The sequence below is a fragment of the Microbacterium sp. Root166 genome (assembly GCF_001427145.1).
GTDB lineage: Bacteria > Actinomycetota > Actinomycetes > Actinomycetales > Microbacteriaceae > Microbacterium.
Genome location: NZ_LMGL01000003.1, coordinates 1 through 23,753, shown reverse-complemented (window position 1 = coordinate 23,753; position 23,753 = coordinate 1). Strand labels below are relative to the sequence as shown.

Annotated in this window: 17 protein-coding genes; 4 read left to right on the top strand and 13 right to left on the bottom strand. The window is 69.6% G+C overall.

Annotated elements, in window-relative coordinates:
* Nucleotides 1-23: 23 nt before the first annotated feature.
* Complete coding sequence (locus ASD56_RS11860; RefSeq protein ID WP_082541443.1) at nt 24-1,220, bottom strand: ROK family transcriptional regulator; 1,197 nt, start codon at nt 1,218-1,220, stop codon at nt 24-26.
* 103 nt (nt 1,221-1,323) lie between these two features.
* Here ASD56_RS11860 and ASD56_RS11855 point away from each other — a divergent pair, with 103 nt between their 5' ends.
* Both ASD56_RS11855 and ASD56_RS11850 read left to right on the top strand, forming a co-directional pair.
* On the top strand, nt 1,324-1,800 hold the full coding sequence (locus tag ASD56_RS11855) for a hypothetical protein (RefSeq protein WP_055965988.1): 477 nt from the start codon (nt 1,324-1,326) through the stop codon (nt 1,798-1,800).
* A gap of 81 nt (nt 1,801-1,881) precedes the next feature.
* A complete protein-coding gene (locus ASD56_RS11850; protein WP_235565692.1) occupies nt 1,882-3,681 on the top strand; it encodes a L,D-transpeptidase family protein in 1,800 nt (599 codons plus the stop codon).
* A 74-nt stretch (nt 3,682-3,755) separates the two neighbouring features.
* Here the strand turns inward: ASD56_RS11850 and ASD56_RS11845 are convergent, their stop codons facing one another.
* Nucleotides 3,756-5,975 carry an NADP-dependent isocitrate dehydrogenase gene (locus ASD56_RS11845; RefSeq protein WP_055965985.1) on the bottom strand — a complete coding sequence of 740 codons (2,220 nt, stop codon included), beginning with the start codon at nt 5,973-5,975 and terminating at the stop codon, nt 3,756-3,758.
* A 144-nt stretch (nt 5,976-6,119) separates the two neighbouring features.
* Here ASD56_RS11845 and ASD56_RS11840 point away from each other — a divergent pair, with 144 nt between their 5' ends.
* Nucleotides 6,120-6,572: a GNAT family N-acetyltransferase gene (locus tag ASD56_RS11840; protein ID WP_055965982.1), complete on the top strand. Its 453-nt coding sequence runs from the start codon at nt 6,120-6,122 to the stop codon at nt 6,570-6,572.
* A gap of 197 nt (nt 6,573-6,769) precedes the next feature.
* Nucleotides 6,770-7,696 carry an N-acetylglucosamine kinase gene (locus tag ASD56_RS11835; RefSeq protein WP_055965980.1) on the top strand — a complete coding sequence of 309 codons (927 nt, stop codon included), beginning with the start codon at nt 6,770-6,772 and terminating at the stop codon, nt 7,694-7,696.
* Nucleotides 7,697-7,769: 73 nt separating this feature from the next.
* Here ASD56_RS11835 and ASD56_RS11830 read toward each other — a convergent pair whose 3' ends face one another.
* The 11 genes from ASD56_RS11830 to ASD56_RS11780 all read right to left on the bottom strand — a co-directional run bounded on the left by ASD56_RS11830 (nt 7,770) and on the right by ASD56_RS11780 (nt 23,668).
* Nucleotides 7,770-9,587, bottom strand: coding sequence for an ABC transporter ATP-binding protein (locus ASD56_RS11830; RefSeq protein WP_055965979.1), 1,818 nt, complete (start codon nt 9,585-9,587; stop codon nt 7,770-7,772).
* The gene (locus ASD56_RS11825) at nt 9,584-11,425 is read right to left on the bottom strand and encodes an ABC transporter ATP-binding protein (protein ID WP_055965977.1); all 1,842 of its coding nucleotides are present in this window, start codon (nt 11,423-11,425) and stop codon (nt 9,584-9,586) included. Before ASD56_RS11825 ends, ASD56_RS11830 begins: the two co-directional genes overlap by 4 nt.
* A gap of 342 nt (nt 11,426-11,767) precedes the next feature.
* Nucleotides 11,768-12,277 (bottom strand): methylated-DNA--[protein]-cysteine S-methyltransferase, encoded by a 510-nt coding sequence (locus tag ASD56_RS11820; RefSeq protein WP_055965976.1) that lies wholly within the window; start codon nt 12,275-12,277, stop codon nt 11,768-11,770.
* Nucleotides 12,274-13,812: a DNA-3-methyladenine glycosylase 2 family protein gene (locus tag ASD56_RS11815; protein WP_055965974.1), complete on the bottom strand. Its 1,539-nt coding sequence runs from the start codon at nt 13,810-13,812 to the stop codon at nt 12,274-12,276. The genes ASD56_RS11820 and ASD56_RS11815 overlap by 4 nt, the downstream gene beginning before the upstream one ends.
* A 76-nt stretch (nt 13,813-13,888) precedes the next feature.
* Nucleotides 13,889-15,583, bottom strand: a complete 1,695-nt coding sequence (locus ASD56_RS11810; RefSeq protein ID WP_055965972.1) for a hypothetical protein — start codon at nt 15,581-15,583, stop codon at nt 13,889-13,891.
* A gap of 10 nt (nt 15,584-15,593) precedes the next feature.
* A complete protein-coding gene (locus ASD56_RS11805) occupies nt 15,594-15,818 on the bottom strand; it encodes a hypothetical protein (protein WP_055965970.1) in 225 nt (74 codons plus the stop codon).
* Nucleotides 15,819-15,916: 98 nt separating this feature from the next.
* Entirely contained in the window at nt 15,917-16,210 is a 294-nt protein-coding gene (locus tag ASD56_RS11800) for a WXG100 family type VII secretion target (RefSeq protein WP_235565690.1), read from the bottom strand.
* Nucleotides 16,211-16,303: 93 nt separating this feature from the next.
* Entirely contained in the window at nt 16,304-20,875 is a 4,572-nt protein-coding gene (locus ASD56_RS11795) for an FtsK/SpoIIIE domain-containing protein (protein ID WP_055965966.1), read from the bottom strand.
* Nucleotides 20,876-20,930: 55 nt separating this feature from the next.
* Complete coding sequence (locus tag ASD56_RS16570) at nt 20,931-22,253, bottom strand: RDD family protein (RefSeq protein WP_055965964.1); 1,323 nt, start codon at nt 22,251-22,253, stop codon at nt 20,931-20,933.
* Between the two features lie 212 nt (nt 22,254-22,465).
* Nucleotides 22,466-23,017, bottom strand: coding sequence for a GAD-like domain-containing protein (locus ASD56_RS11785; RefSeq protein ID WP_055965962.1), 552 nt, complete (start codon nt 23,015-23,017; stop codon nt 22,466-22,468).
* Nucleotides 23,018-23,026: 9 nt separating this feature from the next.
* Nucleotides 23,027-23,668 (bottom strand): polymorphic toxin type 15 domain-containing protein, encoded by a 642-nt coding sequence (locus ASD56_RS11780; RefSeq protein ID WP_055965959.1) that lies wholly within the window; start codon nt 23,666-23,668, stop codon nt 23,027-23,029.
* Nucleotides 23,669-23,753 lie beyond the last annotated feature (85 nt).

The window sequence follows — 23,753 nt, the reverse complement described above, 5'->3', positions numbered from 1 at the left end:
CCTGGCGAGATCGGTCGTGTCTGCTAGGACACGCCGAGCTGTCCTGAGAGGACCATGACCGCGGCGCCGCGAAGCACGATGTCCTGGCCTTGCTCGGTCATCCGAACGCGCACGCTGTCGTGGAACTGCGCGAGCGTGCGCGCACGAAGGGTCTCCACCGTCGCTTCCGCGAGCGCTCCGCCGAGCAGCTCCGGCGGGCCGGACAGCACGATCTCCGAGAGGTCGAGAGCACCGACGACGGGCGCCAGTGCGATTCCGAGGCGCTCCCCCGCATCGCGGAGGATGCCGTCACGTTCGGAGGAGACGGATGCCTCGGCCAGCCGCGCGGTCAGCGAGGGCACCGAGAGCCAGGCCTCGAGGCATCCGACCTTGCCGCACACGCAGGTCGGGCCGCCATCGGTGCCCACGGTCACGTGGCCGATCTCGCCGGCGGCGAAGCGGCTGCCGCGCATCGGCTGCCCGGCGGCGAGCAGACCCGAGCCCACACCGCGCCCGACCTTGACCAGCAGCACGTCGTCGCCGGCGCCGCCGAACGTGTACTCGGCGAGCACCGCCGCGTTGGCGTCGTTGGCCACCAGGACGGGAAGGCCGAGCGCCTCCTGCAGCGCACCCTCGAGGTCGAAGCCCGCCCAGCCGAAGTTGGGCGCGGTGAGGATGACGCCGCGATCGTCGACGACACCGGGGGCGCCGACACCGATCCCCAGCACCGGAGCGTGTGAGTCGGCGACGAGCTCGCGTGCGAGCTCGATGACGGTGGCCACGACATCGCCCGCGGGCGGAAGCGCCACCTCCCGGCGGGCGACGATGTCGCCGTCGAGCGTGAGGACGGCGCCGATGAACGTGTCGCTTCCGGAGAGGTCGATGCCCACGATCCGGTGGCCGGCACGGTCGAGGTCGACGAGCATCGCGGGCTTGCCGGGACCGGAGGCCTCGCGGACGCCGATCTCGGCGACGAAGCCGTCGGCGATCAGCTCCGCGATGAGGTCCGAGATCGTGACGCGGGTCAGGCCGGTCTCACGGGAGAGGTCGGCCCGGCTCATGGCCCCCTGGTGGAAGAGGGTCTGCAGCAGGAGTGCCCGGTTGTGGCCGCGTGCATGCTCGGGCAGCACCTTGCCGCCCTGGCGAAGGGCCCCTCCGGGCCCGAAGGCGCGACCGTGGGGTCCGGTGAGGCGCGGCAACTCGAGAGTGGAAGGGCCGCGCTGCGCTTCCGATGCAGTCATGTTTGTTAGTAGACCTTACGAACAAAGTCCCCGCAAGCCTCGGGATGCATTTGCACGGGGTGTTTACAAAACTGTTACATTCGGGCGGGGTTAGAGTGGAGCGATGCGCACGCTCACCTCCCCCCGCTTCGTCGGACTGGCGCTCGCTGCCGTCGCCCTGCTGGGGGTCACCGGCTGCACGGCCGCGTCGAACGGCTCCGGGGCACCGCAATCGTCAAGCTCCGCGCCGGCCGAGGACTCGGGCGGAGAGCAGACGACCGAAGAGGCGTGCACCATCGTGCAGGAGACGATCAGCGGCGCGACGGCCGAGTTCGAGGGCCTGGACACCGACGATCCCGCCGCCGCCGTCGAGGCCATGGAGGCCGCGGCGCAGAGTTTGTCCGACGTCTCTGCGGAGATCACCAACGATGAGGTGGCGGCGCTCGTGCCGTCCCTGCAGAGCATGTTCGAGCAGGTCGCGGACGTGATGGCGGCCATCGTCGCCGGCGAGACCGATCGCCTCGGCGAGATCGAAGAGCTCGGTGCCGAGTTCCAGGAGACGACCACCCAGTTCCAGGAGCTCTGCGCCCCCGCAGAGTGAGACATCGGCCGCAGGCGGCTCCACAACCGAATCGTTATATAGGTCCCGTACCATGAGAGCATCGTTGCTCTTAGCCGGGGGGTGAATGACGTGACGGATCTGGCGACCAAGCCGGACGCAGATGCGGAGCTGCCCAAGGGCACTCCGCCCGTCGTCGATGGCGAGAATCAGGCGGACGTCGAGGGCAGCACTGTCGAGAGCAGCACTGTCGAGCCCGAGTCCGCCGTCGAGCCCGAGACCGCCGATGTCGACGGCACCGACGAGGTCGTCGATGAGACCTCCCCCGAAGAAACCACCGTCGTCCTCGACGATGCCTCTCCCGAAGACACAACCGTCGTCCTCGACGAGCCCGCGGTCGAGCGGGACGCCGACCCGGTCGACGCCGACCCGGCCGATGCCGACCCGGCCGACGCCACCGGCGAGGTCGAAGACGCCACCGTCGCGATGGAGAGCACGCACGTCGGCGCCGCTCCCACCGGAAACGGCCCGGATGCGCCGGCGTACGCCTGGGCGCCCGCCGAGCCGAAGCCGCGCAAGAGCCGCAAGGCCCTGTGGATCGGGCTCGGCGCCGGCGTCGCCGTGACCGGTCTCGTCGCCTCATCCCTCGTTCTCATCGCACCCGGCACCTCGATCGCCGGCGTCTCGGTGGGGTGGCTCACGCCGGGCGCAGCCGCCGAGGCCGTGCAGGCCCGCCTCGCGAACACGACGATCGTCCTCACCGGCGCCGGCGGCGACGTCGAAGTGACCGGAGCCGACCTCGGAGCGTCCGTCGACGCCACGGGCCTGGCCGAGACCGCTTTCGCCGAGCACCCGATGTGGAATGTGACCGCCTGGTTCCCGCCCGCCGACGAGGTCGTGGTCCAGCTCGACGACGAGGCCGCCACGTCCGTCCTGCGAGCCGCTGCTCCCGAGCTCTACGCCGACCCCGTGGACGCACAGGTCGAATTCGACGCCGCGAGCACGTCCTACGTGACCGTGCCCGCCGAGCCCGGCTCGGGCATCGACCTCGAAACGGTCCGCCAGGCTCTGACGGACGCCTTCGCGTCGGGTCAGAGCGAGATCGAGCTCCCGGTCGAAGCCGTCCCGGTCGAAGCCGACATCCCCACGCACGTCGCCGAGGGCACCGTCGGGCAGCTGAACACGATCCTCGACACCGCCGGGTTCTACATCGGCGCCGAGCGCACTGTGCCGATCGACCGCGCTACCGCGGCCTCGTGGCTCACGGTCGCTCCCGGCGACGACGACACCTTCGAGATCACCGCCGACGCCGCAGCGATCCAGCCTCACGTCGACACGCTCGCAGCGGCGGTCAACCGCGCGCCCGAGAACGCCAAGGTCATCACCGACTCCGCCGGAAAGGTGCTCCGCGAGGAATCCGGCGGCCAGAGCGGGCGCGAAGTCGGCGACACGTCGAACGTCGCCTCGGACTTCGCGTCCCAGCTCGCCGAGGGCAGCGGCGCGTTCGCGCTCCCGGTCAACGAGGTGCCGGTGACGACGGTCGCGCTCGCGCGCCGCATCGAGGTCGACCTCGGCGACCAGCGCACGTACATGTTCGAGAACGGCAACCTCGTGCAGTCGTACGCGATCTCGTCGGGGCGCTCGGCCACGCCGACCCCGACGGGCAGTTTCCGCGTGTACGCACACACTGCCGAGCAGGACCTGGGTGCCGCCTGCCGCGACCCCAGCCGCACTGACAGCTACTGCACCAAGGACGTGAAGTGGCTCACCTGGTTCGCCCCTGACATCGCTTTCCACGCCACGTACTGGCACAACAACTTCGGCAACCCCATGAGCCACGGCTGCGTCAACATGCCCACCAACGTCGCCGAGTTCGTGTACCGCTGGGCCCCCGTCGGAACCGAGGTCTGGGTCCACGGCTGACCCGCGCAGAACACCGCAGACAAAAGAAGAGCGGATGCCCCAGGCCGGGGCATCCGCTCTTCTCGTTCGTCTGATCAGGCGAGGCCGTCGATGATCTCGTTGAAGGTCTTCGACGGGCGCATGACGGCGGTCACCAGCTCGTGGTCGGGACGGTAGTAGCCGCCGATCTCGGCGGGCGCACCCTGCACGGCGTTGAGCTCGGCGACGATGGTCGCCTCGTTCGCGGCGAGGGCCTCGGCCACCGGGGCGAAGGCCGCGGCGAGCTCGGTGTCGACCTGCTGCGCGGCCAGCTCCTGCGCCCAGTACAGGGCGAGATAGAAGTGGCTGCCGCGGTTGTCGATAGTGCCGAGCGCGCGGCCCGGCGACTTGTCGTTCTCGAGGAACGTCCCGGTCGCGGCATCGAGCGTGTCGGCAAGCACCTGCGCCTTGATGTTGCCGGTGAAGGTCGCCAGGTGCTCGAACGAGGCTGCCAGCGCGAAGAACTCACCGAGCGAGTCCCAGCGCAGGTAGTTCTCGGACACGAGCTGCTGGACGTGCTTGGGTGCAGAGCCGCCGGCGCCCGTCTCGAAGAGCCCGCCGCCGGAGAGCAGCGGAACGATCGAGAGCATCTTGGCGCTCGTGCCGACCTCGAGGATCGGGAACAGGTCGGTGTTGTAGTCGCGGAGCACGTTGCCGGTCACCGAGATGGTGTCCTCGCCCTTGCGGAGCCGGTCGAGCGAGTACTGCGTCGCGGCGGCCGGAGCGAGGATCTCGATCGTGAGGCCGTCGGTGTCGTGCTCGGCGAGGTACGTCTTGACCTTGGTGATGAGCTCGGCGTCGTGCGAGCGGGTCTCGTCGAGCCAGAACACCGCGGGGGTCGCGCTGGCGCGCGCACGGGTCACCGCCAGCTTCACCCAGTCGCGGATCGCGATGTCCTTGGTCTGGGTCGCGCGCCAGATGTCGCCGGGCTGGACGTCGTGCTCGAGCAGCACGTCGCCGGCGGCGTTGCGCACCTGCACCACGCCGGGGGCCGCGATCTCGAACGTCTTGTCGTGGCTGCCGTACTCCTCGGCGGCCTGCGCCATGAGGCCGACGTTGGGCACCGAGCCGATCGTGGCGGGGTCCAGCGGGCCGTGGGCGTTCACGTCGTCGATCACCGTCTGGAAGACCCCGGCGTACGACGAGTCGGGGATCACGGCGAGCGTGTCGTCCTCGCCGCCGTCGACGCCCCAGAGCTTGCCGCCGTTGCGGATGAGCGCCGGCATCGAGGCGTCCACGATGACGTCCGAGGGGACGTGCAGGTTCGTGAGGCCCTTGTCGGAGTTGGTGTACGAGAGGCGGGGACCGCGCGCGAGACCGGCGGTGATGGCCGCGACGATCTCGTCGCCGCCCTCGACCGAGGGCAGTCCGGCCAGGATCGCGCCGAGGCCGTCGTTGGGGGTGAGTCCGGCTTCGGCGATCTTGTCGCCGTAGGTCTCGAACACGTCGGCGAAGTACGCCTTGACCACGTGGCCGAAGATGATCGGGTCACTGACCTTCATCATCGTGGCCTTGAGGTGCACCGAGTACAGGACGTCGTCGGCCGCGGCATCCTTCAGGGTCTGCGCGAGGAACGCGTCGAGAGCGGATGCCGACAGGAACGTCGCATCGACGATCTCGCCGGGCAGCACCTTGAGGCCGGTCTTCAGCTCGGTGACGGCGCCGTCGGCGGCGACGTGCTGGATGGTGAGCACGTCGTCGGCGGGCGAGACGAAGGACTTCTCGTTGGAGCGGAAGTCGTCGCGGCCCATGGTTGCGACGCGGGTCTTGGATCCGTCGGCGAACGGCTTGTTGCGGTGCGGGTGCTTGCGGGCGTAGTTCTTCACCGACAGGGGCGCACGGCGGTCGCTGTTGCCCTCGCGGAGCACCGGGTTCACGGCGGAGCCCTTGATGCGGTCGTAGCGCGCGCGGATGTCCTTGTCTTCGACGCTCTCGGCGTCGTCCGGGTAGTCCGGAATGTCGTAGCCGGCGGCCTGCAGCTCGGCGACGGCCGCCTTCAGCTGCGGGATCGACGCCGAGATGTTCGGGAGCTTGATGATGTTCGCCTCGGGGAGCGTGGCGAGTCCGCCGAGCTCGGCGAGCGCGTCGCCGACCTGCTGCTCGGGCGTGAGATTCTGCGGGAACGCCGACAGGATGCGGCCCGCGAGCGAGATGTCGCGGGTCTCGATGTCGACGCCGGCCTGACCTGCGACGGCCTGCACGATCGGCAGGAACGATGCCGTCGCGAGAGCCGGGGCCTCGTCCGTGTACGTGTAGATGATGGTCGAGTCGGTCACCGGGTTCGTCTCCGTTCGGGTCGTGTTTCCAGACTATCGCAATGGCGATTTATCTCGATATCGAGATATCTCGGCAGATGAACTCCTCGTTACGTGGAGAACCGATTCGTGCCCGTACGACGTATCCGGGCTAGCCTGTGGAGTATGGGTGACCTCCGACTCGTCGAACTGTCCGCATCCACGATCGTGGCGGTCAACAACCTCTCGTTGAAGCCCGGCCAGGAGCAGTACCTCGCACCGGTCAGCTACGGCATCGCCGCGACGGTGGTCAACCCGCAGACGACGTGGCAGCGCGTCGTGCTCGACGGCGAAGAGGTCGTCGCGTTCGTCAGTGCGAACTTCGACCCCGAAGCACCCCAGGATCACTTCCGCTCCGTGCTCTGGCGCATCAACGTGGACGCCGACGACCAGGGTCGCGGCGTCGGCCGGTTCGCCGTGCAGCAGCTGCTCGAAGAGGCGCGCAACCGCGGAATGGACCGCCTGTGCGTCATCTACGAGGCCGGCGAGGGCGGACCCGAGGCATTTTTCCAGAGAATGGGCTTCACTCCGGTCGGGGAGACCGAGTACGGTGAGGTCATCGCAGAGGTCAGGTTCTGATCTCGCGCAACGCCTCGACCGCGAAGCGCCTGGCGAGATAGTCCGCCACGGGCGCCCGAAGCCGGCGGCGGGGTCTCGAATACCCCTCCCCCATCGAGGCCCCGTCGCCCTTTCTTTCGTCCCCGGGGCACTGCTGCCCGGCGGGCTAGGGTGAACGTCGTGCCGCGATTCGACCTGACCCCCACCGTAGGTCCGCGATGAGCGGACGAACGCGCATGCTCGCCCTCGACGCCGGGCAGACGGGGATCAAGGTCCGGGTCCGTCAGGGAGGCGGCTCGGAAGACATCCTCCTCCCCGGCATCCGCACCGCCGAGCCCCTCCTTCCACAGCTGGCCGCAGCTGCTCGCGAGGCGTTCGACCGGACGGGCGTGCGTGCCACTGCGGTGGCGGCAGGCGTGTCCGGCCTGACATCGAGGGAAGCGGATGCCTCGGCACTGCTCACCCTCCTCGACGGCTCGTCGGTGCGCGAGGTGGCCCTGGCTCACGACTCCACCACGTCCTTCCTCGGCGCGATGAGCGACGCCCGCGGCGCGGTCGTCGCGGCGGGCGGTGGCGTCGTCACCCTGGCGGTGGGCCGCACGGAGGTCGCTCGCGTCGACGGCTGGGGCTACCTCATGGGCGATGCCGGCAGCGGTTTCTGGATCGGCCGCGAAGCGCTCGCGGCAGTGATGCGCGCCTACGACGGCCGGGGCCCGGAGACGGCACTGCGCGACGTCGCACAGCAGCATTGGCCGGACCTGTCCGAGGCATACATCGACCTCCAGTCCTCGGACGACCGGGTCTCGACCGTCGCCTCCTTCGCCGCGCAGGTCGCGCGGCTCGCGTCAGCGGGCGACGAGGTCGCGCGCGACATCTCCGTCCGCGCGGGCCGTGAACTCGCCCACAGTGTGGAGGCAGCTCTGGGCCGTGTCCTCGATGAGGGAGAGCCCGCCGACGTGTGCGCGATCGGCGGCGTCTTCCGGTCTGCGATGCTGCACGACGCCTTCGTCGAGCGCCTGGAGTCCAGCCCGCTCGAGGTCACGCTCCGCGAGCCCGCAGGCGAAGGCATCGACGGCGTCATGGCACTGCTCGACCTGGGGACGGGGCATCCGCTCGCCACGGCCGTGTCGAACGCGCGCGTCTGACCGAGGGACGGGCTTGGAAAGACGGATGCCCCGTCCCGCGCGCGAGGCGCGGGCGGGGCATCCGTGACGGGGATCAGACGAGCGACTCGCGCCAGGCCGCGTGCAGCCTGGCGAAGCGGCCGTCGCCGCCGATGAGCGCCTCGGGCGCGTCGTCCTCGATGATGCGGCCGTGCTCCATCACGAGGACGCGGTCGGCGATCGCGACCGTCGACAGGCGGTGCGCGATGATGATCGCCGTGCGGTCGGCCAGGAGCGTCTGCAGGGCGTCCTGGATCTGGCGTTCGCTCGGGATGTCGAGCGAGGCCGTCGCCTCGTCGAGGATCAGCACCGCCGGGTCGGCGAGGAAGGCCCGGGCGAACGAGATCAGCTGACGCTGCCCCGCCGACACCCGGCCGCCGCGCTTGTTGACGTCGGTGGCGTAGCCGTCGGGCAGCGCCTGGATGAAGGCATCCGCCCCGACAGCCCGCGCGGCCGCCTCGATCTCGTCGAGCGTCGCGTCGGGCTTTCCGAGCGCGATGTTGTCGGCGACCGTGCCGCTGAACAGGTAGGCCTCCTGCGTGACCATGACGATCGCGCGGCGCAGGTCCTTGGGGTGCAGCGACCGAAGGTCGACGCCGTCGAGCGTCACCCGGCCCTCGGTGGGGTCGTAGAACCGCGACACGAGCTTCGCGAGCGTCGACTTGCCGGCGCCCGTGGTGCCGACGAGCGCGATGGTCTGCCCGGCCGGGATGTCGAGCGAGAAGTCCGGCAGGATGACGCGGTCCTTCGAGTACCCGAACAGCACGTCGCGGAACTCGATGTGCCCGCGCGCGGCCCACAGGTCGACCGGCTTCGCAGGATCGGGAACGGTGGGCTCCTCCTCCAGCACGCCCGAGACCTTCTCGAGGGCGGCCGTCGCGGACTGGTACGAGTTCAGGAAGAACGCGACCTCCTGCAGCGGCGAGAAGAAGTTGCGCACGTAGACGACGGCTGCCAGCAGCGTTCCGATGAGCATCGTGCCGTCGAGCACCCGGTAGCCGCCCCAGAGCAGCACGAGGGCGACCGTGACGGATGCCACGGCCATGAGTCCCGGCTCGAAGATGCCGAACAGGCGGATCGAGCGCATGTTGACGTCGCGGTAGTCGCTGGCCAGCTGGCCGAACTCGTCGTCGTTGCGGGTCTCCTTGCGGAAGGCCTTGACGGCCCGGATGCCGGTCATGGTCTCGACGAACTTGACGATGACCTTCGCGCTGACCACGCGGGACTCGCGGTAGGCGACCTGCGAGTTGAGGTAGAACCAGCGCATGAGCAGGAACAGCGGGATGCCCATCACCGCGAGGATGACGCCGGACTGCCAGTCGAGCAGCAGCAGGGCGACGAGCGTGAAGCCGCCGTACAGGAGGCCCGAGACGAGTTCGTTCAGGCCGCCGTCGAGCAGCTCCCGGATGGAGTCCAGGTCGCTCGTCTGACGAGAGATGATGCGGCCGGACGTGTACGACTCGTGGAACTCGAGGCTGAGGCGCTGGGTGTGCAGGAAGATGCGCTTGCGCAGGTCCAGCATGACGGCCTGGGTCAGCCGAGCCGCCACCACCACGTACCAGCCGATCAGCGCTGCGCCGGCGATGCCCGTGACGAGGTACACCACGACGACGCCGATCGTCGGGAGCCAGTTCATCTGGTTCACGGCGGCGGGCAGTGCCTGGTTGAGGCCGTACGCGATGAGCGCAGGACCGGCGACCCGGAAGGCCGTGGACACGACCAGCACGATGGCGGCGAGCCACAGCTGCCCGCGCACGGGCGTCACGAGCGTGCCGAGAAGGCGCAGCGACCGCTTGCGGATCGCCTTGCTCTCGTCGCGGGTGTAGTCGGAGCGGTCTTCGCCGCTGGTGCCGGAGACGGTTGCGGTGCTCACAGGTTCACCTCCCTCTCCCGAAGGCGGGCTTGCTCGACCTCGAGGCTCGAGATCACGTGACGGTAGTGCTCGCTCTCGCGGAGCAGCTCGGAATGGGTGCCGACGGCCGTGATGCGTCCGGACTCGAGGAGGGCGACGCGGTCGGCGAGCATGACCGTGGACGGGCGGTGCGCGACCACCAGTGCGGTGGTGGCGTGCAGCACCTCGCGCAGCGCGTCTTCGACCAGCGCCTCGGTGTCGACGTCGAGCGCCGACAGCGGGTCGTCGAGCACGAGCACGGCGGGTCGAGCCGCGACGGCACGTGCCAGGGCGAGCCGCTGCCGCTGACCGCCCGACAGCGACAGGCCCTCTTCGCCGATGATCGTGTCGACGCCGTCGGGGAGCTCGTCGACGAAGCCCGCCTGGGCCACGTCGAGCGCCTCGCGCAGGATGGCCTCGGCCTCGGGGCTGCCGGGCGCGAGGTCCTCACGGCCGAGCAGGATGTTGTCGCGCACCGACTGCGAGAACAGCGTGGCGTCCTCGAACGCCATGCCGACGTGGCGGCGCAGCTCGTCCAGCGTCAGGTCGCGCACGTCGACGCCGTCGAGCGTCACGCGGCCCTCGGTCACGTCATACAGGCGTGCCGGGAGCGTGGTGAGCGTCGTCTTGCCCGACCCGGTGAGGCCGACCAGCGCCATGGTCTCGCCGGGACGCAGCGCCAGGTCGATGCCGTCGAGCAGATCGCGTTCGCGGGTCGCGGCATCCTGATACCGGAAGTGCACGCCCTCGAAGACGAGCTCCCCGCGCGGGCGGTCGATGGTCTTCGGCGAGGCGGGATCGACGATCGTGTTGTCCTCGTCGAACACCTCGAAGATGCGGTCGGTCGCCGTGCGCGCGTCGAGCGTGAACGAGAAGAGGAAGCCGATCGACTCCATCGGCCAGCGCAGCACCGTGGCCATCGCGAAGAAGGCGATGAGCTCGGCCACCTGCAGCTGCCCCATCGAGGTGAGGTAGATGCCGGCGCCCAGGCACAGCGCGAAGGCGATGTCCGGCAGCAGCACGAGCCAGAACCAGATCCAGCCGATCGCGCGGGCCTTGCTCAGCTCCGTCTCGCGCAGCGTCTCGGCCTGCCGGGTGAACTTCTGCAGCGCGTGCTTGCCACGGCCGAAGGCCTTCAGGACGCGGATGCCGTGGACGCTCTCCTCGACGGAGGTGGCGAGGTCCCCCGCCTGGTCCTGGCTCTGGCGCGCAAGGCTGCCGTAGGTCTTCTCGAACCAGTAGCCCGTGTACCACAGCGGCGCGGAGGTGACGAGGAAGATCATTCCGAGCAGCCAGTGCCAGCGGAAGAGGAGCAGCGTGCCGACGGCGACCGTGATGACGTTGACGACGAGCAGCACGATGCCGAACGCCATCCAGCGGCGGAGCATGCTGATGTCCTGCATCATGCGGCTGAGGAGCTGACCGGACTGCCACCGGTCGTGGAACGACACCGGCAGGCGCTGCAGGCGCGAGTAGAAGCCCCGGCGGAGGTCGTACTCCACCTTGGTGGCGGGTCCGACGACGAAGAAGCGACGCAGCCAGACCATGAGCGCCTCGGCGAGGCCGAGGAAGAGGATCGCGACGGAACCCCAGACGACGAGGGTGAAGTCGCCCGAGCTGATGGGACCCTCGACCATCTGCTCGAGGACGAGAGGAATCGACAGCGCGAGGAGGCTCGCGACGAGCGCGCTGACGGCTCCGAGGATGAGGCGCGGCAGTACGGGCTTGGCGAACGGCAGCAGCCGCGCCAGCGCGGCGAGGGTGGATTTCGGCGGCGCGGACGACGGCTGAGGAAGCGAGGGAGGTGCGGTGGTGGTCATGATCCTTGTGGGGATGGAGTGCGGATGACCCGGATGGGGTCGACGGTGCGCGAGGCGCGACGGAGCGCTGATGAAGGGAACGCTCCCGAGGGCGGCGGTATGCCGAAGCCGGCATGAGCCGGCACGCGAAAAGGGGTGCGATTACCCCTGGATGCGGCGGCGCTGCGGCCCAGCGATACGGAGGACGAAGGCGGTCTTCGCGGCGATGGCGGCCTGATACATGGCATCCTCCAAAGTGAGAGCGGACGGGACTGCGCGACGGGCGAACGACGCGACAGCCCTCCAGCCTAGACCTGGGAGTTCGCTGAACGCAACACCGGCATCGATCCCCGGCGCGGAGAATCAGACCAGCGCGGGCACTCCGGCCTCGCGGTCGAGGAGCCGGCGCTTGACGTCGAGCCCCCAGGCGAAGCCGCCGAGCGCTCCCCCGGTGCGCAGCACGCGGTGGCACGGCACGAACAGCGCGGGCGCGTTGCGCGCGCAGATGGATGCCGCCGCCCGCACGGCCTGGGGCGAGCCGAGCTCGGCAGCGAACTCCGCGTAGGTGAGCGGATGCCCCGGCTCGATGCGGCGGAGGGCGGCCCAGCCGATCAGCTGCATCGGCGTGCCCCGCTGGGCGACCGCCACGTCGTCGATCGCGCCGAGGTCGCCGTCGTAGTACGCCTGCACAGCGGCCGCGGCATCCGTTCGCCCGTGACGCACGGTGGCGGGACGGTCGGCGGCGCGGAGGCGCCCGATGACCCGCTCGACATCGTCGGTCCAGCCGGAGACGAGCACGCGTCCGTCGTCGTCGGCGAGGATCGTGAACGCGCCGTCGGGGGTGTCGATGGTCTGGATGGTCGCGGTGCTCATGCGAACTGCTCCTTCGGGGCGGTGATGCGGGCGGGCTGGAGTGCGCGTGCCGTCTTCGGCGCGCGCATGGGCTTGGGCTTGGGCGGCACGGCGCGCCAGAGATGCGCGGTCAGGTAGCTGCGCCACGGGGCGGTGCGGGCGGCCCAGGCCGTCAGGCCCGCGGGGTCGGAGGGAATCCCGAGGGCGGCTGCGCCGCTGCGGACGGCGACATCGCCCGGGAGCGTGACGTCGGGGTCGCCGAGCACCCGCATGCGGACGTAGTCGGCGGTCCATGGACCGATTCCCGGCATGGCCAGAAGCGTCTCGCGCTGCTGCGGCCCGTCGTCGCCGGTCGTGAGCGTGAGCGTGCCGTCGGTGAGCGCCGCAGCCGCGCCGGTGATCGCGCGGATGCGAGCCGCGGGTCCGCGCAGCACTTCGTGACCGCGCTCGGCGATCGCGGCCATCGTCGGGAAGAGGCGCGTCACGCCGTCGAAGCCGTCGACGGGCTCGCCCAGCTCTGCGGTGAGCGCTGTGAGCGCGGTGCGCGCCGCCACCACTGTGATCTGCTGGCCGACCATCGCGCGGATCAGCATCTCGTGCGGATCGGCGGCGCCGGGCACCCGGATGCCGGGCAGTCCGCTCACGACGTCGGCGAGCTCGGGATGCCGCGACAGGGCCTCGTCGATCGCGATGGGGTCGGCGTCGAGGTCGAACAGCCGCCGCGCGCGGGTGACGAGCGTCGACAGATCGGACAGCTGCGTGAGCCTGGCCCGGAGGCGAACGCGCCCGGCGTCGTCGACGCGCAGCTCGAACCAGGCGGGGCCGCCGTCCAGCCGCAGAACCCGGGAGAAGGTCTCGGCCGTCGCCGTCTCGACACCCGAGACTGCGCGCGCCGCCATCCAGGCGAACAGACCCTCGGCGTCGAGTGGACCGCGGTGCGGCAGCACGAGGTCGATCGCGCCGGGCGCAGCGTCGGCTCCACTCACGCGGCGTCGTGCCCGAAGCTCGAGCGGCGTCATGCCGAACACCTCGCGCACGGTGTCGTTGAACTGCCGGACGCTCGCGAACCCCGACGAGAACGCGACATCGGCCGCCGCCATCCCGGTGCCCACCAGAAGCATGCGCGCCGTCTGCGCGCGGTGCGCACGGCTCAGGGCCAGCGGTCCGGCGCCGAGCTCGTCGGAGAGGAGCCGCGTGAGATGCCGGGGCGAGTAGCCCAGCCGGCGGGCGAGCCCCGGAACGCCCTCACGCTCGATGACCCCGTCGGCGATGAGGCGCATGGCGCGGCCCGCGGTGTCGCCCCGAAGATTCCACTGCGGCGAGCCTGGCGCCGCCTCGGGCAGGCACCGCTTGCACGCACGGTAGCCCGCCTCGTGGGCAGCCGCGCTCGTCGGATAGAACGTGACGTTCACCGGCTTGGGCGTGCGGGCCGGGCAGCTGGGGCGGCAGTAGATGCCGGTCGAGCGGACGGCCGTGACGAACTGCCCGTCGAAGCGGGAGTCGCGCGAGTCGATGGCGCGGTACCGCTCGTCGAAGGTCATGGCCGGGATGCTCATGACCCCAGCCTGACACGGGCCGCCGACATCCGCTCGCGGAAATCGGACATGGCCGTGGTCGCGGTTCAGGGGCGGATCATGGCACCGCGGTCCACTGCGCGACCCCGTACAGCAGCGGCGCGAGCGAACCGTTCCGCGCGGTGACGCCTGCCACCTCGCGGTCTGTGACCGTCACCTGCGGGCTGACCGCGAGAGGGCGGGCGACGGCGGCGCCGACGATCGTGGACTCGATCTGGGCGAGCACCTCTCTCGCCTCGTAGACGTCGACGGTCTGGGCGAGCTGAGCGATCAGGGCGTCGCGGTTGGCGTCGGCATGGCCGGTGAGGGATGCCGCGCTCCCACCGCCCCACTGCGCGGCGAACTCCTCGGGCGTCTGCGGGATCGGAACGCGCGCGATCACGGCATCCCACCCGCCCTGGCCCATAGCCGCGTCGACGTCGTCGCTGCCGCAGTCGGTCAGGTTCCACCCTTCGGCGCCCAGTCCGTCCCGCATCGCCGCGAACGCCCCCGCGGCGAACTCGCTGCCGCGGTCGTAGAGCACGCACACCGGCGTGCCGGCGACGACGCCCGCGGCCTCACGCTCCAGCGCCGGTTCCTCGCTGGGCGCGCCGAGCGAGGTCGCGAAGCCGGAGTCCTCGGCGACGATGTCGTAGGCCGGGGAACCCGGCGCCGCCACCACCGAGGTCGTCGCCGTGTAGGCCGACGACCACTCGCCGGCAGCGGCCTCCACCACCTCGCGGGCGGGGATGGACCGCAGGAACGTGCTGCGCGCAGCCGGCTGCGCGAAGACGCCGGCTGGTCTGAGCAGGACGGTCCAGACGCCCCCGTCGTGGGTCGTCTGCACCGGGAAGTCGCGGCGCTCGAGTTCGCTGATCGCGGCCCGGTTCGCCGAGGTCGGTGCGACCTGCACGACATCCAGGTCTTCGCCGAGCGTCGCGATCGGGTCATCCCCGGGCGGCACGAGTTCGATCTGGGCGACTTGCGGACCCGCGGCACCGCGGTACGAGGGATTGGGCACGAGCGTCACGCTCCGGCCGTCGGCGGAGAGCGTGCTTCCGTCGATCTGGAACGGGCCGCTCGAGAGCAGGAGATCGGCGGCGACGTCGGTCTTCTCGGCGACGGCGAACTCCTGGTTCCATACCTCGGCGATCTCAGCGAGCGCCGCGGCATCCTCTTCCTGAACGGCACGGATGACAGCCTGCTTGGCCTCCATCGCATCGTCCAGGCCGAACGCGCGCTGGCCGACGACGTGGGCGGGGACCGACACGGTGACGGCGCTCTGCCACGCGATCGTCGGCTCCGGGAACGTGACTTCGATCGCCCGGGCGAACTCGTCCAGTGCCGAGACGACGGGCGCGGCATCCGCATCCGTTTCGGCGTCGACGTCCTCGGCGAAGTACCCGCTGGCACCCGCCCAGCCGAGGATCAGATCCGCGGCGTCGAGCGGGATGCCGTCGGACCAGGCCGGCTCGGCGAGGTCGTACCGGACCGTGAACGGGTCGTCGCCGACGATCGAGGCCTTACCGAAGCCCTCGTCGGGCACGAACGAGCCGTCGACGGTGTCGCCGAAGGTGCCGCGGGTCGCCGCCGCGATGTCGAGGTTCCCGGGCGTCGGGGCAGCGGCGGCGTTCAGCGACGTCAGCGCGCCCGGCCAGCCCACCGTGACCTTGGTGTCGGGCACGACGGTGGCGGGCAGCGACGGAGCGCACGCGGCCAGGCCGGCGAGCAGCAGCACGACGCCCGCGGCCGCGACACCGCGGTGGAATCTCACGCGTCGACCCTCACACGAGGTCGACGCCGTCGTCGCTCTCAGCGGCGAGTTCGCGAAACGGTTCGCTCTCTTCGCTGTCGAGCCACGCACGCGCGTACTCGAGCAGCACGGCGGGTGACTCCTCGGCCTCTTCGGCGGAGGCGAACGGGCCGATCGTGTCCTCGGAAGGACGCTCGTCGGCGCGCTGCACCGACTGCGTCGTGAGGTTGTACCAGTAGCTCTGTGATGCCCTCATCGACTCAGCGCTCCGTTCATGTCTGTGATCCTATCCGGCGGCCGCACACAGCAGAGGTCGTGGTGCGATCGCACCACGACCTCTGACGATGTATCGGCTCAGCCGCCGGCCATCTCCGCGTCGGTGTCGCGGATCTTGTCGGCCATGCGGTCGAGGGCATCTGCCATGTCGTTGACAGCCTCGGAGGCGTCGTCGAGCGACGTCGTCAGCTCCGAGTACGCGGTGGCGTAGGCATCCGACGCGTTCTCGGTCTTGAAGCCGTCCTGCACGAGGTCGTCGATGATGCCCTGCAGTTCCTTCAGCGTGTCCGTGACGGTCTGACGCCCGTCGCGCAGACGCTGCGCCGCAGTCTCCATCTCGCTGTATGTTGCTCCGAAGTCATGTCCGGCCATGAAACCCGCCTCCCAGCGTTCGTCCTGTTCGGGTCTTTCTGACCCTCACACATTGAGGCTAGCGAAGGTTCGCAAACCCGCACATGGGGAGAACTACCCATGTGTCGCTGCGCGCTTGGTCTCGGCGCGCGTGGCGGCCGCCGGCACGACCGTCTCGGCGCTCACGGGCTCGACGACGAGCGGGACCTGCATCGTGACCGCACGGCCGGCCTGCACGAAGATGCCGCGCCCGACCGGGAAGTCCGAGCGCTTGACGCGGCCGAACGGGTTCTTGAAGATCGCCTCGCCGTCGTAGGTGTCGGGCTTGAGCACGATTCCCTGGCGGCCCGACTTCCATTCGCCGAGCACTCCGATGCTGCCGCTCGCACGGCTGATCTCGGCCTCGCCGATCAGCATGTGCTCGCTGTTGTTCATCGCCTGCAGCAGCGTGCGCATGGGACGATCGGCCGGGCCGTCCGCCAGATGGGGCATGTCCTCGATGACGATCATGATGCGCTCGCCCGGCTCGTCGCTGATCACGAGCTGGGTCAGCTCCGCGGCCAGTTCCGCTTCGTCTTCGGGCTTCGTGGCGCTCCGCACCCACGGCCGGAAGTCCTTGAGGTCCGCTCGGCGGCTGCCGAAGTGGTACAGCCGAACGGCCGGGTCGAAGCGCTCCATGGCGACGACCAGGGCCTTCAGCGTGTTCGTCCGTCCCGACGCGGGCGGCCCCGAGATCACGAACGATCCGATCGGCTCGAATCCGCGCGGCGCGAGCGTGTCGTCGGCGACGCCGAAGACCGGCATCCCCTCGACGTGCGCCGGCATCTCGACCGTCGGGATCATCGTCGGCAGCGCACCGATCTCGGGCAGGTCGCGCACGCCGATGCCGCGCAGGCGAGCGCCGAGTGCGGCGAGCGCCTTGGTCTGCTCCACAGCGTTGGACGTGCCACCGAGCACGGCGATCTGCGCCTCATGCCCGTCGATGACCGCGCGGCCGGGTGCGGACTGCTCGTCGAGGATGTCGCGCGGCGCACCCAGCAGCATGTACTGGCTCGGGTCACCCATGCGCAGCACCACGCGGCGCGAGATGTTCGCGGAGACGGCGCTCGGCACCGCGTTGCCGCGGTCCGCCGTGATCACCGCGTGCAGGCCGAGGGTGCGTCCTTCGCCGACGATCCGCATGAAGGTCCGATAGAACGGCCCGCGGCCCGGCGCGACCTCCCAGTCCTTCTTGAACTCGGGGTAGTTGTCGATCATCAGCACGATGCGGGGCATGTTCGGATCGACGAGCTCGCGGTACTCCTGCACGGATGCCGCGCTGGCCGACGAGAAGGCGGCGGCTCGACGGTCCATCTCCTGGTCGAGCGTGCGGAGCAGGCGCTGAATGCGCTCGACGTCAGCGCCGTCGACGACGGATCCGACGTGCGGAAGCGCGGCCAGGGCGCCCAGGGCACCCGAGGCGAAGTCCAGGCAGTACACCTGCACCCGTCCGCGATCCGGACGCATGCCCGCGGCTGTCGCAATGGTCTTGAGCAGGGTGGACTTGCCGGAGCCCGACGTGCCGTAGACGACGAGCGATCCGTCGCGGTCGGGCACGAACACGGCCGACTCCTGCAGCTGCTTCTCGGGCACGTCCATCATCGCGATGGGGATGCGGGTGTCGCCCTCGTTCGGCAGGTCCTGCAGGTCGACGAGCGGCGACAGGTCGTCGAGCCACGGCCGGCGGGGTCGCGGCAGCCCGGCGAGATCGCTGGCACGGACCAGGGTAGACACGATGCGCCGCTGGTCGTTCGGCCCGAGATCGTGCTCGTGCGCGTCGGACTCGGCCGGACGGTCGGCCTCCCACTCGCGCGTGGCCCCGAAGCGCAGCTCGGCGACGCGCACCTCCGCGACGGCGGCTTCGTCATCCGTCGTCCAGCCGCCCGTGTACGCGGACTGGAAGGGCACCAGGCGGCCGGGACCGGTCTTGGCGATCGCGCGGCCCGGGATGCTCGGCGGGAAGCTCGCCGCGATCTCGTCGTCGACGACGTCGCGGGAGTCGGACTCGTCTGCCATGCGCAGCGCGATGCGCAGGTTGGTGTTCGCGCGCAGGTTGTCCTTGATGACACCGGCGGGCCGCTGCGTGGCCATGATCAGATGGATGCCGAGGGACCGGCCCCGCTGGGCGATGTCGACGACCCCGTCCACGAACTCCGGCATCTCCGAGGCCAGTGCCGCGAACTCGTCGATGACCAGCACGAGCGCCGGCGGGCATTCGGGATCCTGGCGCTTCTCGAGCTCGAGCAGGTCCTTGGCCTTCTTGCGGTTCAGCAGGTGCTCACGGTGCTGAAGCTCGGCGCGCAGGCTGGTCAGGGCGCGGCTGACCAGGTGCGGGCTCAGGTCCGTCACGAGCCCCACGCAGTGCGGCAGGTCGACGCAGTCGGCGAACGCGGACCCGCCCTTGTAGTCGACGAAGAGGAACGTGACGCGATCGGGGCTGTGGGCCGCGGCCATGCCGAGAACCCATGCCTGCAGGAACTCCGACTTTCCGGCACCGGTCGTACCGCCCACGAGCGCGTGCGGGCCCTGCGTGCGCAGGTCGAGCGCCATCGCGTCGCTCGCGCCCTGGCCGATGACCGCGCGGAGCGTGCCGGCTTTCTTCAGCCTCGGCCGCGGAGCGGTGGATCGGTCGATGATGGTCGTGTTCTGGCGCCAGCGCTCGATCGCGACGTTCGGGTCCTCGGCGATCGCGGGGTCGATCAGCTGCAGGAACATGACCGAGCTCGGGATGTCGGACGCGTCGTGCACCACCGTGCTCACGTCGACGACCGGCGAGAGGCGCCGCGCGAACATCTCCATGTACGCGTTCGACACCCCCTCCACGCGGACGTGCTCGAATGCCTCTCCGTTGCGCACCAGGCCGACGCGCGCATCGTCGAGGGCCGTGGACAGCTCGATGTAGCTGCGGCACACAGCAGGCAGCGATTCGACCGTGGGCGAGACGAACACGGCGTGCACGCCGTGATCCGCTCCGCGCTCCAGCACGTCGATGAGCCGGCCGCGATCCACGGGTGCGTCGCCCGTCACGAAGACGATGATCGAGACCGGGGCCGTGCGTGCGGTCTCGCCCGCCGCGCGAGCAACGTCGGTGCCGAACAGCAGCGGGCTCCAGTCCTCTTTGAACGGCCCACGCGGCTCGGGCTTCCCGGCGGCCGCGACGGCGCGGCCGACGAAGTCCTCGAGCGCGCTCAGCAGCGCGGCGCTGGTGGGCGCGGAGTCGGCGAGCGGCTTGTCGCGGAACGGGCTGCGCTCACTCGAGGTGTGCGGCATCCACTTGAGCCACTCCAGCTCCGGCGTCCACGCGGAGTCCGCGAAGGCGACCGCGACGACGTCGTTGGGAGCGTGCAGCCCGAACAGCTGCACCGCGACGCCGCGCATCGAGTCGGCGACGAGGGCCTTCGGCCCGGCGATCCCGATCGATCCGGCGGCCGACAGCATCTCGAACACGGGCACGTCGTCGACGAATTCGTAGCGCTCGCGCAGCCGGTCGATGCGGTCGATGTACTCCGGAAGTCCGTCGGGCGTCTCGGCAGCCTCGATCGCGTTGCGCGCCGGGAGCCGGCAGCTGCCGAGCCGCAGACCGAGGAAGTTCCAATGCTCGGGGCGTCTCGTCCACAGCATCGGGCCGAGGCGCATCGCCTGATCGAAGACCTCCGCGACGGGCGGCGCCTCGATGCTGCGCGCCGCCTCTTCCTCGGGCTTGCCGCGGAAGAGGTCCTCTTCGAGCTGTTCGTACTGCCGCTCGAAGAGCAGGAACTCGTGCCCCTCGCTCTTCTTGCTCTGCATCGACTGGTTGACGAGGTTCATCAACGCCATCAGCGGCGTCATCACGATCAACAGGAGAGAGCGGGGGTTGCCGTTCATCGCGAACAGCGCGCCGCCCATCAGGATGGGGGCGACCATGATCGCCCACGGGAAGATCTTGCCGATCTTCTCGGTGGGCAGACGCGGGGCCTTGAACTTGGTGCCCGGGTATCTCACCTCGACCCGCGGGCTGCGGTTGAACAGCAGTCCCCCACCGCGTTCGATGATCGGCTCCTCGTCGGCGGATCCGTCGAACGACCGGGTGAGATAGAGCACCAGGGTCGTGCCGCCGATCACGAACGGCCCGCCGTCCTCGACGCGCACACGCTGCAGTTGAACCCCGTCCACCAGCACGCCGTTCGCCGAGTTGAGGTCGACCACCTCGACGTGGGCGCCCACCTCGAGCCGGGCGTGATGCTTCGAGACCATCGGGTCGGCGAGGACGATGTCGTTGCCGGCAACGCGGCCGAGCGACACATGCCCGGCTGCGATCGGGAACTCCTGGCCGGCCAGGGGTCCGGCGATCGCGCGGAGCGTTCCGACGATCTCGCGCTGCTCCGATGCCGTGTAGCCCGGGCCGTAGTTGATGATGGATGCCGCGAAGCCCGAGCCGATCGGAGCCTCGCCGATCGGGACGTGCGGCTGGAGCGAGATCATGCGCTTGCCCGTGGGCGGGGCGACGGCGAGGGTGAGGACGTCCCCCTCCGTGAAGGCGACGGACCGGGCCGGATCGGCCTCGGCGACGTGGCGTGCCACATCGGCGACCGTGGCGGTGGAGTCCGTCGTGATGACGATGTCGACGGGGTCGCTCGCATGACGGTGCAGGGTCAGCTTCAGTCTCATGGCTCTCCTCCGACACGGCAGCGCCGCCCGGTATAGGTCTTCAGTGCGCAGCGAGTCATATGCGGATCACATCTGCGAGGCGGTCACCGAGGCGGATCCTGTCGCCCTCGGCTGCCTGAACCGGCACACCGGGCGGGAGCGCGTGCTCGACGCCGTTGCTGATCAGGGCGGACCCGTTCGTCGAGTGCCAGTCGACGACCTCGAGCCCTCCGTCGACCGGCCGCACGAACATGTGCGTCTTTGAGAGCGACCGACTCGCGTCGGCGACGGCGATCGGTCGCGCTCCTGGATGATCGGCGGCGTCAGGGTTGCGACCGAGCAGGATCGGCTCGGAAACGCGGATGCTGTCGCCGGTGTCGAGGCGAAGCTCGAAGCGCATCGCGGTCGCCGCCAGCCGGGGCGACGGCGCCGGTGTCGCGGGCGCGTCGGGTGCCGGCGGCGCGTCGGCGGGGGGCAGGAGCGCCGGCGGCTGCCATGCGGACTGCGGCTGCGGGGCCGGCTGGGGTGCCGGGAGCGGGCCAGGGACGCCGGCGTTCGGCGCCGGGGTCGGTGTGAGCAGCTGCGGGAACTGGGCCTGCGGCGCCTGCGGCTGGGCCATCGTCGCGGGAGCCGGTTCGATGACGGGCAGCTCCTCCGGCGGTCGTGCCACCCCGAGCACGCCCGCGCTGATGCGATTTCCGGGACGGTACTCCGGCTGCGCTCTCGGATCCCGTGGGGTCGCGAGAGACGGCAGCTCCGAACGTTCGGGAAGCGGTTCGATCTTCACCTTCTTGCGCGCGAGACGCATGCGCTTCTCGTCGTAGGGATTCAGCCCGTTGCGCACGTCGACGAGCCACACACCGGTCGCCTTGTCATGCCAGCCGCGCCCGCGGCGTCCGGCGTCGAAGGTCGGCGATGCCAGGATGACGGCGGTACCCGCGGGCACGATGCCGGCGGCCATCACGATCAGGAAGCGCAGCAGGATCGCTCCGACGCCGGGGCGCTCGAGGGTGCGCACATTCACCGTGCGAATGCCGGTGACGGACTTGCCCGCCGTGACGCCTTTGCGACCATTGAGCACCCACTGGACGATGAGGAAGACGAGCGAGAGGAAGGCGCTGACCGACGCGAAGATCACGCTGAGAACGAAGTCGGGATGGTTGACGAACCCGTACGTGGAGACGGAACCCGACAGAAGCTTGAGCAGAAGCGGGACGGCGCCGAGCCACAGCGGAAGCTGCAGGACGATCCAGATCGCTACGTCGCAAGCGAATGCCAGGGACCGGCGCCCGAAGGGCGCGCGGACGAGGCCGAGAGCAGCGGCGTACGCAGGGTCGGGGCGTCCCGCGGCGTCGACTCCCTCGACGACGCGCTCCTGATCATCGATCTCCCAGATCATCGGCGCCCGTTCGGGACGCGCGTGCGCGTCACGAAATCGACGATCTCAACCATGTTTCCAACCTATCCGAGGACGCCGCTTCCGAAGCCGTCGGCCAGGGAGGAGAGGGGATCCATCGAAGACGCTAGCCGAGCCTCGTCGCGCCCTCGATGGGGCGAAATCCCCATCCGCCGATGAGTCGGAACCCGAAGATCGTCTGTCTGATCGCCGAGTCAGTGCCCGATGACGCCCTGAAGATCCACAGCCACTTGGATCGCGGCGATCGTCTTGCGCTTGTGCAGGTTCTCGACCTTCGCCTGACCGCCGAGCGACAACAGCGGAACGAAGATGAAGGATTCGTCGTACGGCAATTCGCCGTGCGCGGCCACCGCCTCGGGGAAGATCTCGGCGCGCAAGCGACTGAGGATAAGACCATCCTCGACGAGCCTGAAAACGCTCCGGAATCGCGTGCCGAGACCGTAGGTGGTGCCAAGTCGATATTGGATGGCGACGATGCCGAGGCTCGGTTCCCAGGTGATCAGATCCCCTAGGCCCGTGACCATGATGGGGATAGCAATGCCGTCACCCTGCGTCTTGCCGATGCAGTCGCCGACCTCGGTCTCGTACAGCTTCGGGTCGATGACACGCAGAAAGCCCTCGGCGAATGTGCCGTACCCGTATTGCTCCCAGATATCGACGAGCTCATCCGGAACCCGACCTCGATACTCGTCGATGACCTCCGCCGGAACTGGCGCGTGCACAACGAAATCGGCGATCTCAATCATCTTTCCAACCTATCGGAGCACGACGTTGATGAAGACGTTGTCGAGGTCCACGCCCGGGTTCGCATCGACGTAGCCGACGACGGCGCTGTCGATGTCGCCGACGCGAGACCTCCACTGGGATCCCAGCGAGGAGTTGATCCTGCTGTCTCCGACACCCGAGACGTCGGTGACGTCGCCCCCGGCGATGCCGTCAAGACGGTGCGTGGCGGCCTGAGTGGCGAGCCATCTCTCTGCAGCCTGCTGCGCTTCCTGCGGGCTGAGACCCTCATCGCGGAGCTCATCGTACTTGTCGTTCAGGGCACTGTCTCGAGCGGTCCGCTGCGCCTGCAGGGAGTCAGGAGTGCGGCCGTTCTCCAGGTACTCGATCCGGTTCCGCAACCAGTCTCCGACCGTCATGTTCTGCAGAGTGTCCATCTGCTCGTTGTACTGCCGGTTGTACTCGGCAGAGTCGTGATTCCGGTTCCGCTTGAAGCGCTTGAGACTGACGTCGATCGAGTTGTTGAACTGGTCGGCATCCCGGACCTGTCGCACCACCGCGTCGAGATGATCGTTCATGTTGTCGCTCAGCTGGTGGAGCCTGTCTCGAGCATGCACGCCCCCTTTGAGAGCAGCCTGCTTGAGTTCACGAAGGATCGGCTTGAGCGCGCTCATCAGTCATCTCCGAAGTTCAGGGCGGAGAACTCCGCGAAGAAGTTCGACGTCAACGTCTGAATGTCGGCGCCGTGCACCTTCATCG